We start from the raw sequence: 15,848 nt of genomic DNA on the forward strand, positions 1-15,848 counted from the left end.
TGCCGTTCGAGCGTCTGGTGGAGATCCTGCAGCCGGAGCGGTCGACCGCCTTCTCACCGTTGTTCCAGGTTGCGCTGGCGTTCCAGAACATCGAGCAGGCGCACCTCGAACTGCCGGGGCTCACCGTCGAGGGACTCGACGGGGGAATCAGCGCGGCCAAGTTCGACCTCCAGCTGACCCTCGCAGACGCTGCCGGGGAGCTCACGGAGCCAGGTGGTTCCGCGCCGATGCGCGCGGTGTTCACCTACGCGACCGACCTGTTCGACGAACGCACCATCGCCGCGTTCGCGTTTCGGTTCCGTCGCATCCTCGAGGCGATCACCAGCGACGCCTCGGCCGTCATCGGCGAGATCGACATCCTCGACACCGACGAGCAGCGGTTCCTCGCGCCCGTGCGTGGCGCAGCTTCCGTGGAGCCGCAGACGTTGGCAGGCATCCTGGCCACAGCTGCGCAGGCGAACCCTGATGCCGTGGCGGTCGTGTGCGGCAACCAGCAGGTCACCTACCGCGAACTCGACGAGCGCTCGAATCGTCTGGCTCGGGTGCTGATCGGCCGCGGAATCGGGTCGGACGACTTCGTGGCGCTCGCACTCACGCGGTCGGTGGAATCGATTCTCTCGATCTGGGCGGTCGCGAAGACGGGTGCGGCCTTCGTGCCGGTAGACCCGAGCTACCCGTACGACCGCATTCTCCACATGGTCACCGATTCCCGCGTGGAGATCGGTCTGACCACGAGCGCCCACAGCGCCGACCTGCCGGACACGGTGCGGTGGCTCGTCCTGGGTGACGAGGAGATGGACAGCGCGTGCGCCTCCGTGTCGTCCGAGGCCGTCACCGACGACACCCGAGTTCGTCCCATGCGGGTGGATGACGCGGCGTACGTCATCTACACCTCGGGTTCGACGGGCCTGCCGAAGGGCGTCGTCGTCACCCACACCGGCCTGGCCAACGTCACGACGGAGCAGGTCGAACGCTTGGGGCTCACGCCCGGGGCGAGGGTCCTGCACTTCGCGTCGCCGAGCTTCGACGCCTCGGTGTTCGAACTGCTCCTGGCCGTGGCCGCAGCCTCGACGATGGTCATCGCCTCCGGGGTCGTGTACGGCGGCGAAGAATTGGCTCGACTGCTCAGGGAGCAGGAGGTCAGCCACGCCTTCATCACCCCGGCGGCGCTGACGACGGTGGATCCCGCCGGACTCGGTGGCATCGAGGTCCTGTCGGTGGCCGGTGAGGCCTGCCCCCCCGAGCTGATGCAGCGGTGGGCGCCCGGCCGCCGCATGTACAACCTGTACGGCCCGTCCGAAGCGACGATCTGGAGCACGTCGAGCTCCCCGATGAAGGCCGATCGGCCCGTCACCATCGGGGGTCCGACGCGGGGTGTCGACGTGGTCGTGCTCGACTCCCGTCTCACCCCCGTACCGGTCGGTGTTGCCGGCGAGCTCTACGTCGCCGGCCCCAGCGTGGCGCGCGGCTATCACAACCGGTTCGCCCTCACGGCAGAGCGGTTCGTCGCCAACCCGTTCGGTGGACCGGGAGAGCGGCTGTACCGCACCGGCGACGTCGTCCGCTGGGTCTACTCGGATGCCGAGGGATCGGAGGGACGCGGCGACCTAATCCTCGACTACGTCGGCCGATCCGACTTCCAGGTGAAGGTCCGGGGATTCAGAATCGAACTCGGCGAAATCGACGCCGAACTCGGCCGGCATCCGAGCGTGGACTTCGCGGTCACCGTCGGCCATCACCGTGAGCAGACCGGCCAGACCGTTCTCGTGTCCTACGTGATGCCGGCCCCGGGTGCGTCGATCGACGTCGCCGAGCTGTCCGCGTTCGTGTCCGAGACATTGCCGGGCTACATGGTGCCGTCGTCGATCATGCCGATCGATTCGGTGCCGATGACACCCGCAGGGAAGCTGGACCGCAAGGCGCTACCGGAACCCCAGTTCGTCTCGGTCACCACTGAGTTCCGTGCGCCGTCGACGCCGATGGAGAAGGCCATTGCCGACGTCTTCGCGCAGGTCCTCGGTGTAGACAGGGTGAGCGTCGACGATTCGTTCTTCGCCCTGGGTGGCGACAGCATCGTGTCGATTCAGCTGACCACGCGCGCGAAGAATGCCGGTGTCCTGTTCTCGGCGCGAGACGTCTTCGAACGCAAGACCGTTGCCGAGCTCGCCGACGTCGCCGCCTGGGCGACCGACGTCGAGTCGGTGACCCTCGAGGAGCTGCCCGGCGGCGGAGTCGGTTCGATACCGCTCACGCCGATCGCGCACTGGCTGACGGAGAGCGCGGGCCGGTTCGACAGGTTCTCGCAGGCCGTTCTGCTGACCACTCCTGCAGGCGTGACCCGGGAGCAGTTGGTGGAGACCGTGAACGCGATCCTGAGTCATCACGACATCCTCCGTTCTCGATTGACCGCATCGGGGAACGAGTGGGCATTCGAAACCCTGCCCGCCGGTGACACTTTCAGTGCCGACGAGCTGTTCGAACGCGTCGAGTTCACCGATAAGCCGGGTACCGAGGCGTTCGAGCGGCTGGGACGCGCGGCACTCGACCGCGCCGCCAGCCGCCTCGATCCGGCGTCGGGGCGGATGGCGGAATTCGTCTGGTTCGCTCCCGCCGAGTCGCTGCCCGGACAGAGTGGACGGTTGCTGGTGCTGGCGCACCACCTCGTCGTCGACGGTGTGTCGTGGCGAGTTCTTCTGCCCGACTTCGCCACCGCGGGATCTCAGATCACGCAAGGGCAGAAGCCGCAGCTCGAGCCGGTCGGCTCGTCGGTGCGGGCGTGGGCGCACGGGCTGGTGGAGGAAGCGAAGTCGCCGCACCGCGTGGCCGAACTCGACTTCTGGCGGACCATGCTGGACGGCACCGATCCGCTTCTCGGCAAACGTGCCTTCGACCCCGAGCGGGACGTGATTGCCCGGACACGCCGGCTGAGCATGACCTTTTCCACACCGGTGACGCAGGCATTGCTCACCTCGATCCCGCAGTCGGTGAACGGTGGCGTCAACGACGGCCTTCTCGCCGCCCTCGCGCTCGCAGTCGCGCAGTGGCGCCGGGACAAGACCGGAGTCGACGAGGCCGAAGGCGATCGCTCGGTGTTGATCAATCTCGAGGGACACGGCCGCGAAGAAGCCGTCGTCCCGGGTGCCGACCTGTCGCGGACCGTGGGCTGGTTCACCAGCCTCTTCCCGGTGCGCCTCGACGTCTCCCGTGCCGACCTGGCCGAGGCGTTCGCCGGTGGACCCTCAGCGGGTGCGGCTCTGAAAGCCGTCAAGGAACAGCTCCTAGCCGTCCCCGACCGCGGCATGGGCTTCGGGTTGCTGCGGTACCTGAACGACGAAACCGCTCCGGCACTGGCAACGCTGCCGACGCCGCAGATCGGCTTCAACTATCTCGGTCGTGCGGGTTCGGTCGACCTTCCGGAGGAGATCCGGGATCTCGGCTGGGTCCCCGACAGCGACTCGGGCGAGTTCGGTGGCGCAATGGATGACGAGATGGTGGCGCCTGCGGTGCTGAGCATCAACGCCGTCACCTCGGAAACGGCATCGGGTCCCCAGCTCGAGGCGAAGATCGTGTTCGCCGAGGAGATCCTCGACGAGCCCGACGTGTGGGAACTCGCCGAACTCTGGCACGCAGCGGCGTCCGCGTTGGCCGAGCACGCATCGCGTCCGGACGGCGGCGGTCTCACCCCGTCGGATGTCCCGCTCGTCACGGTGACCCAGGACGATCTCGAGGTCCTGGAACAGCGCTACCCGGAGGCCTCCGACGTATGGCCACTGGCACCTCTGCAGTCCGGCATGTTCTTCCACTCGGTCCTCGCCGAGGACGCGGTCGACGTGTACACCGCGCAGGTGGTGCTCGGCTTCGCAGGCACCGTCGATGCCGCCCGGTTGCGTGCTGCCGCCGAGGCGCTCATCGCGCGTCACGCGAACCTGCGCACCGCCTTCGTCACCGACGATGCCGGGTCGGCGGTGCAAGTGGTCGCCGATTCCGTGGAACTGCCGTGGGAAGAGATCGACCTGTCCGGACTGTCCGAGGCGGCACGCGAAGAACGGATGAGTACCGTTCTGAGTGAGCACCACTCGGCTCGCTTCGACATGTCACGCCCACCGTTGATGCGATTCCTGCTGATTCGCACGGGCCCCGACACGTACAGCTTCTCCATCAGCAACCACCACATCCTGCTCGACGGATGGTCGATGCCGCTGCTGATGAAGGACTTGCTGGTCCTGTACGCCACGCGGGGAGACGCCTCGGTGTTGCCGCGGGTACGTGGGTACCGGGACTTCCTCAGCTGGTTGTCCGACCGTGACACTCACGCCTCACGGACCGCGTGGGCCCACGCACTTGCCGGGCTCGACGGTCCGACGGTGCTCGCCCCCGCTCCGAGCGGCGGGGTGCGCTCCGAACCCGCCGAGTTCGCGGTACGGCTCGGCGCGCCGGTCAGCGAGAACCTGGCGCGCGTCGCCCGCGACCGGGGCCTGACGATGAACACCATCGTTCAGGCCGCGTGGGGTCTGCTCCTGGCCCGGATGACGGCGTCCGATGACGTCGTCTTCGGTGCCACGGTGTCGGGTCGTCCGCCGGAGGTCAACGGCATCGAATCGATGGTCGGTCTGTTCATCAACACGATCCCCATCCGCGTACGCATCGATCCCCGCGAGTCACTTTTCGGGCTTCTCGAGCGTCTGCAGGCTGAACAGTCGGCGCTGCTCGAGCATCACCACATCGGCCTGCCCGAAATCCAGCAGATCGCCGGAATCGGCGGACTGTTCGACACGTTGACGGTGTTCGAGTCGTACCCGATCGATCGCGCCGGCCTCACCGAGTCCAGCGATATCGACGGGTTGCGGGTCACCGGTGCGCAGATCAGCGACGCCTCGCACTACCCGCTGAGCCTGCTGGCGCAGTCGGATGCCGAGGTGCAGCTGGTCCTCAAGTACCTTCCGGACGTGTTCGGGGCCGACACTGTCGAGCGGATCGGGACTCGGCTGGACCGGATCCTGCACACCATCGCGGCCGGCAGTTCCACGCTGGTCGGTGATCTCGACCTGCTGGCGGAGGACGAACGAGACCTCGTGCTGTCCCGGTGGAACGACACCACGCACCGCGTCTCCGACCTGTCGGTGGTCTCGATGTTCGGTGCCCAGGTGGCTCGCACCCCGGACTCGACCGCCGTGGTCGCCGGGCAGGAGCGACTGAGTTACGCGCAGTTCGATGCGCGGGTGAACCGGCTGGCCCGTCACCTGATCTCGCTGGGTGTGGGCCCGGACTCGGTGGTCGGCATCGCGATGCGCCGCTCCCTCGACATGGTGATCAGCCTGTACGCCGTCCACGCGGCGGGCGGTGCATACGTGCCGATCGACCCGGAGCACCCGGCCGACCGGACCACCTACGTGGTGGATAGCGCTGCCCCGGCGTGTGTGCTGAGCGTTGCCGACGACATCGCCAATCTCGACGTCGACGTGCCGGTGTATCTCGTGGAGGACTTCGATCTCTCCGGATACTCCGACGCCGCAGTCGAGGATGCCGAGCGGCTCAGTGCGCTCCAACCGGCGAACCTGGCGTACGCGCTGTACACCTCCGGTTCGACGGGACGCCCCAAGGGCGTGGCGATTCCGCACTCCGCGCTGGCCAACCAGCTCGCGTGGATGCGGGACGTCTACGGCATCGGTGCCGAGGACGTGGTGCTCCAGAAGACGCCTTTCACGTTCGACGCCTCGGTGTGGGAGCTGTTCCTGCCGTTGGTGGTCGGCGGCACCCTCGTCGTCGCCTCCCCGGACGGTCACCGCGATCCCGAGTACATGGCGAAGACCGTGGGCGCGGAATCGGTGACGGTGGTCCAGTTCGTGCCCTCGGTGCTGACGATGTTCCTCGACGCGGCCACGGCCGACCGGTGCGGTTCGCTGCGCCTGGTCTTCGCCGGCGGCGAGCCGCTCCCGCAGTCGGCGGCGGATCGTCTCGCACGGATCGGTTCGGCGGAACTGGTCAATCTCTACGGACCGACCGAGGTCACGATCAACTCGGCGGCTCACGCCGTGGACCGTGCGCACACCGGGACCATCGCGCCGATCGGGTCCCCGGTCTGGAACACCCGCGCCTACGTGCTCGATGCGCACCTGAAGCCGTCGCCGATCGGTGTTCCCGGTGAGCTGTACCTCGACGGTGCCCAGCTGGCGCGCGGATACATCAACAGCGCCGGGCTCAGCGCCGAACGGTTCGTCGCCGACCCGTTCGGCGCGGACGGCGCGCGGATGTACCGCACCGGTGACCTCGTGCAGTGGAACGAGAACGGTGACCTCGAGTTCGTCGGCCGTACCGACTTCCAGGTGAAGGTCCGCGGCCTGCGTATCGAACTCGGCGAGGTGGAGGAGGCGTTCGCCCGCCATACCGAGGTAGCGCAGGCGGCGGTGATCGTCCACAACAGTGAGGTGGGCGCACGACTCGTGGCGTACGTCGTCCCGAAGCCGGGTTCGGCCGTGGACACGTCCGCGCTCACCGGATTCGTCGCCGAATCGCTGCCCGACTACATGCTGCCGGACGCCGTGATGGTGCTGGGCGAACTGCCGCTGGGTACCAGCGGCAAGCTCGACCGGCGTGCCCTTCCGGTGCCCGACTTCGCCTCGGCGGCCGAGTTCCGGGCGCCGCGCACCGACAGCGAACGCGTGCTGGCGTCGATCTTCGCGGAACTGCTCGGCCGGGACCGCGTGGGTGTCGACGACTCGTTCTTCGAGCTCGGCGGCGACAGCATCGTCTCCATCCAGCTGGTGGCGCGGGCACGCTCGGCCGGTATCCACTTCACCGCACGCGACGTGTTCGAGCGGCGTACCGTCGCCGAACTGGCGGCGGTCGCCGACTCGGGCGAGTCCGCGGCAGCAGCGTTGCAGGAGTACGAGGGTGGCGGTGTCGGCACGGTGCCGCTCACCCCGGTCGCCCGCAAGATGGTCGAGCGCGGCGGGAACTTCGACCGCTTCGTGATGCCGCTGATGCTGACGCTGCCTGCTGGAATCGAGCGTGCGCAGCTGGTCGAGACACTCACCGCGGTGGTGGACAAGCACGATGCCCTCCGCGCCACACTGGTGTCGGAGTCGTCGGGACCTGCCCTCGAGATAGCACCCGCGGGCAGCGTGGACGTCGACGGAGTGGTGGAGCGTGTCGCCGTCACCGCCGAACCCGGTTCACCGGAATTCGACGAGGTCGCGAGTGCCGCCTTCGCGCAGGCGCTCGACCGGCTCGACCCCCGCGCAGGTTCGATGCTCCAGTTCGTCTGGTTCGACCCCGCCGAGTCGGACCGGGCCGGTCGTCTGCTGGTTGTTCCCCATCACCTCGTGATCGACTCGGTGTCGTGGCGCATCCTGGTCCCGGATCTTGCAACAGCCGGTGCCCAGATCGCTGCGGGACAGACGGCGTCGTTGGAACCGGTGGGGACATCGCTGCGCCGGTGGATCGACGGCCTCCTCGACGCTGCCGCGAGTCCGGAACGGGTGGCCGAACTGGGCGTCTGGGAGCGGATGCTCACCGGCCCGGATCCCGTGCTGGGCTCTCGGGAACTCGACATTCGTTCCGACCTCGTCAACACACTGGAACGCACCCGGGTCGATGTTCCCGTGCTGGTCACGGAGGCCTTGCTCGGGACTGCTCCCGGCGCGCTCGACGCCGAGATCGGTGACGTGCTTGCCGCCGCCCTCGCGCTCGCGGTGGCCACCTGGCGGCGAGGCCGCGGTATCGACGAGCCGTCGGCGGTGATCACGCTCGAAGGCCACGGTCGTGAAGAATCCGTGGTCCCGGGGGCGGATCTGTCCCGGACGGTCGGCTGGTTCACTACGATGTACCCGGCTCGACTCGACCTGGCCGGTGTCGACATCGCGGATGCCATGCAAGGTGGTCGCGCTGGTGTGGACGCCGTGGAGGCGGTCCGCGGTCAGCTGAAAACCATCCCGGACAAGGGAATCGGCTACGGTCTGCTTCGGTACCTCAACCCGGAGACTGCTGCAGTGATGAGCAGCTGGCCGGAGCCGCAGATCGTGTTCAACTACATCGGCCGTGTCAATGCTGCCGAGATTCCCGAGGCGGTGCAGGGCTTGGACTGGCTGCCCGATTTCGAAACCTCGGTGACGGGCGGACCGGTGAACAGTGAGATGCCCGCCCAAGCGGTGCTCGACATTCAGTCGGTGATCACCGACACGGACGCGGGCCGGCAGTTGACCGCGTTCATGTCGTTCCCACCGGGGATTCTGACGGCCTCCGAGGTGGACGACTTCGGACAGTGCTGGGTGGCGGCGCTGTCCGGGTTGGTCTCGCAGGCTCGGAAGCGAGCAGGACGCTGAGCATCGTCCGGGCGGTGGGAGTTGTTCTCCCACCGCCCGGACGGGCACGGTCGGCACTCAGGTGTGGGCGCCGGCCGGGCCTAACGGGGCACCGGACAGTCAGCTTCGAAAGTTTCCGGAAAGAATCGAAGATTTCATTTTCTCTTCATCGAAAACCTGAAGTTCATTACTTCGGCGGAAAACCCATCTTCGGTACCGCGCCGCCTATATTGATCGATCGACTCCAGGTCGGGGGGATTTTGGGTGAACCGAAGGTATTCTTGAACAATTGTCCAGTCAATTCTCCCGGCGCGCGGATGTGTGCCACCTTTGCTATTACTGAGGCATGTCGAATGCAACTCTGTCTCTGGTGATCCCGGCGTACAACGAGGAAGCGACAATTCAGGCGTGTCTGGACAGGATATTCGAGCAGATCGATGACATCGACGAGGTCATCGTGGTCGACAACAACTCGACCGATGGCACGGCCGCGATTGTCGCTGCAGCGCAACGCCGGGAACCCAAGGTGCGGCTCGTCAAGGAAGCGGAACAGGGCTGCGCGCCCGCGCGTAGCGCGGGCATGAATTCCGCGACGGGCGATATCGTGGCGAGAATTGATGTCGACACGAAGATCAACGAGAATTGGGCCGCAAATATCAAGTCATTCTTTTCACGGCACAGCGACAGATATGCCGCGGCGACCGGAACCTGCACCTGCTATGACCTCCCTTTTCAAGGGCTGTTCGCGTCGTTGCAGCGAAAGATGAATTCGAAAAACCAGGCCAAGCTCGAACGGGGTGAGTCGATTGCCGCTGCAGGACTCTTCGGTTCGAATATGGCGATTCTCAAGACGGCGTGGGAGGACTGCCAGTCCGCGTTGCACGACGACCAAGACGTCCACGAAGACACCGATCTGTCGTTGACCCTGCAGAACGAGGGATTGTCCTGTGCGATGGTGCCCGGGATGCAAGCGAGCATCTCCGGTCGTCGGTACCTGTCGCCGATCCGCAGCTACTGGCGTTACGTGCTGCGCGGTCCTCGCACCCTGGCACTGCACGGCAAGCGTCTGTCTGCAGCGATCGGGACGTTTGCCGTTGCCGCGACCGCAATGCCGTTCTATCTCCTCATGTGGGTGCCGTTCCGCGCTTGGGATCCCGAGCGGGAGTCATTCTCGCTGGGCCGCCTTTTCTTCGGAGCAGATCAACGTCCGCAGCCACGCGCGCACGTGTGAGGCGTTACGCCCAATCGAACGACATCTCGCCCGCGACGCCGAGGTGCGTGCACAGTTTGTGAATACCGCCGAAGTCTTGCACCAGAGCAGAACGGCCTGTGTCGTGTTCGGCATCGTCGACCATCGCCTGCCCGCCGTCGAGGCCGATCAGCTCGACGACGGCGTGCCAGGTCGAGTAGTCGTTGCTACTGAAGGCGGTCATCGCATCGACGAGCCCGTCCAGGAGGTGCCGCCGGTCGTCGGCCCCGAGCTTGTCGTAGACGACGCCCGCGATCTCGTCGGCGATGGAGGCGTGGCAGTACTCGTCGCGATTGTGCAGTCGCACCGTGGCCCGATTGACCGGTTGGATCGCCTCGTTCTCGGAAATGAGGTCGAGGTACGAGCTGATGGAGATCTCGGCGACCGTCATGAAGGCGAACGTGGTGATCGCCCGCTTCCGAGGGTCGGCGGCCTCTCCGGTGGCGGTGCGCTGGCGCCGCAACGTCAGCACGTCCGGCAGGGCATTGTTCGGCATACTCCAGCCCCGCCGTCTGCGCGTGACCGCACTCGCGTTCAGGTGCATCAGTGTGTGGTACTGCTCGTCGACCATGGCCTCGTGCACGGCGACCGCGAATGTGTCACCGATACCGGTATCGAGAGCGTCGTGGGCCACGAGATCGAAGCCCGGATTCACCACGTACTGCTCGATGTCCATGACGTTCTTGTTGAACGCGACCCAGCCCCACGCCCGCACTCGATTCTGCTGATCTTCACTCGCGTGAAGGAAGCAGTCGTGGTCGGCGAACGGCAGCAATTCGTCGGGGTAGTCCCGCTTGTCGAGGTCGAACAGGGCGTCGAGATCCGGTTCCGGCTTCTTCACGGTCGCTCGCTGCCCCCAGTTGCGGGCGAGCCGGGCAACCACGGCGCTTTCGACCGGGTCGTTCGGATCGTGTTCCGGCAGAGTGTGGGTGTTCTCGGTCGTCATGAGGATTCTCCGTTCCCGTCCCAGGACCGGGGCGCGGTGTGGTGAAGGTCGGTGAAAAGCGCGGCGCACCTGCGGGCGAGGGACTCGCGCCGGTCCCCGAGTGCCGAGATCGACCGGGACATCAGGTCGGCGAAGTCCTCGTCGGTGCCGTTCTCGACGGTGTCGTCGAGGATGCCCATCGCATCGGCGAGCGCGCGGCGGGCCTCGACGGCGAACGGATTGCCGACCTGGATGTCCCGGTACACCTCGGGTACCCCGCCACCGACGCGCGCAAGGAGAGCGAGGGACAGCAGGTGCGGTGGGGTTGCCATCGCTGTCAGCTCGGAACCGTCGACACCCAGCTTGCCGAGCGCCAGTCCGAACGCGAGCACACTGGCGTGGGTGAGTGCCTGGGTAATCGCCGTGAGCCGATCATGTCGCTCGGCACCCAGGTGTACGACCGACGCACCCCACCCGGACAGTGACGTCAGGAACCAGCCGAGGTCACCCCGGTCCTGATAGGTCACCGCCGCGATCGGCCTGCCCTGCGGCGAGAGCGAAGGGGCGAACATCGGGTTGATCCCGAGTGCACTGTTGCGGAGCGGGTGCGCACGCAGAGCGGCGTCGAAACGGCACTTCACCGACAGGGTGTCGATCAGCAGCGCGTGCTCGGCCAACGACTCGGTCAGGAACGTCAGAGCGTTCAGCGCCACGGATTCCGGCACCGCCAGCACCACCGCGTCAGCCGACTGCACGAGCGCACGCACCTCGGGTGACGGGTCGGTGATGTCGCCCCGCACGGCGTCGACGCTCGCCACTTCCGGAACTCGGACGTCGACAGTCCGGACACGCATTCCGTCGCCCCGGAGCCAAACGGACAGCATCCGGCCGACATCACCGCGGCCGCCGATCAGTGCGACGGTCCGGGATGATGTCGCCGGAAAGTTCATGGTCCGATTTCGTTCGGGGTATCCGCGGTGACGGACAGTGCACGCACCATTGTGGCAGCCTTGACCATGGCCTCGTCGAATTCTTCCTCAGGATCGGACAGTGCCGTGATGGCACCGCCGATCCCGAAAGTCACCTCGCTCTCGGAGGCGACGATCGTGCGAATGACGATCGACAAGTCGGCGGTACCGGTCAGTGAGAAGTACCCGATCGCTCCCGAGTAGACACCGCGCGGCCCCGACTCGAGCCGGTCGATGATTTCCATCGTCCGGATCTTGGGCGCGCCGGTCATGGATCCGCCCGGGAAGGCGGCGCGGACGCACGCGATCACCGACGCGTCGGCGCTGAGAGTCCCGCGGACCGTGGACACCAGTTGGTGTACGGCTGCGTACGTCTCCACGTCGAAGAGCTTGGGAACGTGCACCGACCCGGGAACACAGACCCGGGCCAGGTCGTTGCGCGTCAGATCTACGATCATCAGGTTCTCGGCGCGGTCCTTCTCGCTGTCGAGCAGGTCCTGGCGCAGCACCGCATCCTTGGCGGGGGTGGCTCCACGCGGCCGCGTTCCCTTGATGGGTTTCGACTCCACCACGCGGTCGGGGCCGATCCGCAAAAAGCGCTCAGGTGACGCGCTGAGGACCGACAGGCCCGCGAACTGGAGATACGCGCTGTACGGGGTGGGGCTGATGGTGCGGAGCAGCTCGAAGGTGTGCAGCGGGTCGATCGTCTGGTCGACGGTCGCCATGTTGGTCAGACACACCTCGTAAGACTCACCCGTCCGAATCTCGGCGAGCGAGGACGCGATGTGCTCGAGATACCGATCGTGGTCGTGGCGCAGGGCGAGCTGCGTCGATTCGGGTTTCCTGATGGGAGGCACTGCCGACGCCGGCTGGTCCGGCTCGGCCAGCCGGCGCAGCCCAGCCTCCATCTCGTCGAGCCACCGGTGCATCTCGGGGTCGTCCTGGTGATCGCTGAGACACAGCGCATACGTGCGTTCGTTCGAATGGTCGATGACGACGGCTCGGTCCGCGAATACGAGGGCGGCATCCGGGGTCGGCGACCGGTGCACGGCGGCACCACCCGTCTGCGCCTTCAGCTCGTAACCCAGATAGCCGACGTAGCCCAGCCCGAATGGCACTCCGGGGAGACCGGGAACCGACCTGGCCGCCAGTTGGCGTTCGAGGTAGTCGAAGAACGGGGCGTGGACCTGTTCCACGGGGAGCCCTTCGCGCGTGATGCGCACGAGCGATTCGCCGACGTCGTAGGTGATGTACTCGGCTCTGGGCCCGGAGCAGTTGCCCATGATCGTGAAGCGGGAAGTCGATTCCGATGCCGACGTGCCGTCGAGCCAGAACGCATTCGGACCCGAGGAGAACAGATCCTCGAAGGTGGTACGGGGGTCGACCTCGTGGTCGATGCGGACCTGCGCAATGACGTACGGCGCGTGCGGCACGGGGATCTTCAGCATCGACCCGGAAGCCGGCGTGCCCGAATGCGTCGGGGTGAGGTCGCGGAAGTTCGCGAGCAGCTCGTGTCCGAACGCCGTACTGATCGACTCGGGGTGGAACTGGACACCCCACAGGGGCCGGTTCCGGTGACGCACGCCCATCAGCAAACCGTCGGTCGTCCAGGCTGTTGCTTCGAGGTCGTCGGGCAGGTCCCGCGCGATCAGCGAGTGATATCGCACGGTGGGGAAGGGTGACGGGATGCCTTCGAAGAGTTCGCTGCCGTGGTGTTCGACGAGCGACACGCGCCCGTGCATCGGCTCCGGCGCGAGTACGACCTGTCCGCCGAACAGTTGGCACAGCCCCTGATGGCCGAGGCACACGCCCAGTACTGGCAAGTCGGTCTCGGCAATGATCCGAGCACTGATACCGAAATCACGAGGTCGCTCGGGGCGGCCGGGACCGGGGGAGATGACGATGTTGTCGAACTCGGACCACGGAACGGAGTCCCAGTCGACATCATTGTGCACGACAGTCGGGGGTTCCCCGTTCACCTCGGCGAGCAAGGTGAAGAGGTTGTAGGTGAAGGAGTCGTAATTGTCGACGAGCAGCGTTCGCGTACTCATGACGACTCGGCATTCGTCGGGGGAAGGGGATGGTGGTGGCCGTTGTGCCCACTGCCGTCGGCGCTGCTCGCGCCCGTCCCGCCGTTGATGACCAATTCTTCGAGCCTGCAGGTCTCGGCGATGAGGAGGTCGTAGAGCGCGTCGAAGAACGCGGGAGACAGGGAGTGGCTGTCGGCATAGCGGCGAGCGCGTTCGTGCACCAAATCGATCCGGTGCGGTTGCATCATCGCGATGTCGGAGCGGCGCTTGAGTTCACCGATACGCCGGCACACCTCGAGCCGCTGACCCACGGTCTCGAGCAGAGTTGCGTCGACGGCATCAAGTTCCGCGCGCAAACCTTCGAGTGCCTGGTGCGCCGAGGCGTCAGGGGCCTTTCCGGAATCATCGCTCTTCCCCTCTTCTACGGAGAAATACATAGTCGCCCCAGTCACTCGATCGGCAGTAGCTTTCTCATCCCGACTATCGTGTGTCAGTGGTGGTTCGTTTCTCCGCGCCTCCCGGACTGCCGAGAAGGCGAATTTCGGGTTTGCGGATGCGAACCGGTGGTGATCACCCCCATAGTCTCAATCACGGATTGAGACTTCGATGGACATTTGGGTAACGTAACCAGAAGTCTATTTTCGGCCTATCCAGGATATGAGGCATATGCGTATTTCGTCGGCCACCCAGGCCCTGATGTTAGTGCTTGCGGGCATCTTGATGTTCGGTGCGGCACCTGCAGCAGCGGACCCTGCGGCGACTGAACCCGAGCCAGTCGCGGATCCTGCGGTGCTACCCGGGGCGAACGACTGGAACTGCAAGCCCTCGCCCGAGCACCCCCGCCCGGTCGTGCTCGTGCACGGTACGTGGGTCAGCATGGCGGCCACCTGGAAGGACCTCGCGCCGGCGCTCGCGGCGGAGGGGTACTGCGTCTTCGCCCTCAACTACGGGCAGGTCGCCGGTCTCACCGAAGGCAATCTGCTGCGCATGTTCGGCGGCGCCGACATCGCGGAGTCGGCTCGGCAACTCGCGGGATTCGTCGATCGCGTCCGTTCCACGACGGGCGCCCCGCAGGTCGACATCGTCGGTCACTCGCTCGGTGGCACGCTGTCCCGGCAGTACCTCCGTTTCGAGGGTGGGGCCGATCGCAACAATCCCGCCCTGAACAAGGTGCATTCGCTCGTCACGCTGGGCGCGACCAATCACGGGACCAGTTTCGGGGACGTCCAGATGCTCGGCGCCGTCGCCCAGGCGCTGGGGGTGCCCGTGACGACGCTCGCCGGGGTGGCCGTGGGGCCCTCGTACATTCAACAGATGGTCGGTTCGCCGTTCCTCCAGGTACTCAATGGCGCGGGCGACACGGACCCGGGTATCGAGTACACAGTGGTCGCCAGTCGCCGGGACACAGTCTCGACTCCGCCGGAGAACACGTTCCTCACCGCAGGACCGGGTGCGACGGTGCACAACGTGTGGCTTCAGGACGGGTGTGAGTCCAACGCTGCCGAGCACAATGAGCTGACGACCGACCCGCGTGCTCTCTACGTCATTCAGCGGGCTCTGGACCCCACGTACGCCGACCGCAACGCGGCCCCGTGCGAGGCCGGCTGAGACCCGCACGGGCAACCGGCAACGTACCGGTCCCGCTGATGCCGGGTCGCTGACTTCGGGGCAGGTTCAGTCCCAGATGCCGATCTCGTCGAGGTGGGCGACCAGTCGTTGGGCCCCGTCCATGAAGTGTGCCTTGTTCTCGGCCCCCACCACGTCGGCCTTCTTCTCCGCCATGGCGGCGATGAGACGGCGATGGCTCGCGACGGCCGACTCACCCCACGCCGGGTCGGACGAGTAGAAGTGCGCCGGTGTGTAGCGAGTGGCGCTGAGAAGGAACCACGACAGCTTGCTCGCATTCGCCAGGTGGTTGATCACCCGGTGGAACTTGAACTCGAGATCCTCGATACGCGCGGCGTCGTTGTCCTCCACCGCACGCTCGAGCTTGTCGTTGATGGCGGTCAATTCCTCGATGGCTTCGGGCGTGGCGGCGCGCGTGGCCCGCACCGCGAGTTCCTCGCCGATCTGGCTCTGGAGCCAGAAGAGGTCGTGGATGTCCTCGCGGCTGAGGGGCGCGACCACGTAACCACGGTGGGGGACGAGCTCGACGAGCCCTTCACCGCGCAGAGTCAGGAGCGCTTCGCGCACCGGCGTGACGCTCACACCCAACTCTGCGGCGGTTTCGTCGAGGCGGATGAAGTCACCCGGGCGGACGCCCCCGGACATGATGAGATTCCGCACGTGCACAGCGACGTCATCGGACAGCTGCGGTCGACGGCGCAGGGCCGCTGAGGGTCGTGACACGGAGGGCGATGTCATGGGTAACTCCTT

General features: G+C 66.3%; 8 protein-coding genes (1 of these 8 cut by a window edge). 3 read left to right on the plus strand and 5 right to left on the minus strand.

Annotated features, from left to right (window positions below):
- Both NOF53_RS13415 and NOF53_RS13420 read left to right on the plus strand, forming a co-directional pair.
- On the plus strand, positions 1-8,321 hold the end of the coding sequence (locus NOF53_RS13415; RefSeq protein ID WP_374212610.1) for a non-ribosomal peptide synthase/polyketide synthase. The gene continues 25,444 nt to the left of window position 1, outside the view; only the last 8,321 of its 33,765 coding nucleotides appear in the window; the start codon falls outside the window, past its left edge; its stop codon occupies positions 8,319-8,321.
- A 325-nt stretch (positions 8,322-8,646) separates the two neighbouring features.
- Positions 8,647-9,531, plus strand: a complete 885-nt coding sequence (locus tag NOF53_RS13420) for a glycosyltransferase family 2 protein (RefSeq protein WP_255969021.1) — start codon at positions 8,647-8,649, stop codon at positions 9,529-9,531.
- A gap of 4 nt (positions 9,532-9,535) precedes the next feature.
- Here NOF53_RS13420 and NOF53_RS13425 read toward each other — a convergent pair whose 3' ends face one another.
- The 4 genes from NOF53_RS13425 to NOF53_RS13440 are packed head-to-tail and all read right to left on the minus strand — an operon-like array spanning position 9,536 to position 13,924.
- Positions 9,536-10,495, minus strand: a complete 960-nt coding sequence (locus NOF53_RS13425) for an AurF N-oxygenase family protein (RefSeq protein WP_255969023.1) — start codon at positions 10,493-10,495, stop codon at positions 9,536-9,538.
- Complete coding sequence (locus NOF53_RS13430; protein ID WP_255969026.1) at positions 10,492-11,424, minus strand: prephenate dehydrogenase; 933 nt, start codon at positions 11,422-11,424, stop codon at positions 10,492-10,494. Before NOF53_RS13430 ends, NOF53_RS13425 begins: the two co-directional genes overlap by 4 nt.
- Positions 11,421-13,493 carry an aminodeoxychorismate synthase component I gene (gene pabB / locus NOF53_RS13435; protein ID WP_255969028.1) on the minus strand — a complete coding sequence of 691 codons (2,073 nt, stop codon included), beginning with the start codon at positions 13,491-13,493 and terminating at the stop codon, positions 11,421-11,423. The genes NOF53_RS13430 and pabB overlap by 4 nt, the downstream gene beginning before the upstream one ends.
- The gene (locus NOF53_RS13440; protein WP_255969030.1) at positions 13,490-13,924 is read right to left on the minus strand and encodes a chorismate mutase family protein; all 435 of its coding nucleotides are present in this window, start codon (positions 13,922-13,924) and stop codon (positions 13,490-13,492) included. The genes pabB and NOF53_RS13440 overlap by 4 nt, the downstream gene beginning before the upstream one ends.
- A gap of 214 nt (positions 13,925-14,138) precedes the next feature.
- Here NOF53_RS13440 and NOF53_RS13445 point away from each other — a divergent pair, with 214 nt between their 5' ends.
- Positions 14,139-15,080 (plus strand): esterase/lipase family protein, encoded by a 942-nt coding sequence (locus tag NOF53_RS13445; RefSeq protein ID WP_255969032.1) that lies wholly within the window; start codon positions 14,139-14,141, stop codon positions 15,078-15,080.
- Between the two features lie 66 nt (positions 15,081-15,146).
- On the opposite strand, the gene NOF53_RS13450 is transcribed toward NOF53_RS13445, so the two are convergent.
- Positions 15,147-15,836 (minus strand): GntR family transcriptional regulator, encoded by a 690-nt coding sequence (locus NOF53_RS13450; protein WP_255969034.1) that lies wholly within the window; start codon positions 15,834-15,836, stop codon positions 15,147-15,149.
- Positions 15,837-15,848 lie beyond the last annotated feature (12 nt).

It is taken from the genome of Rhodococcus tibetensis (genome assembly GCF_024438035.1).
Lineage (GTDB): Bacteria > Actinomycetota > Actinomycetes > Mycobacteriales > Mycobacteriaceae > Rhodococcus_F > Rhodococcus_F tibetensis.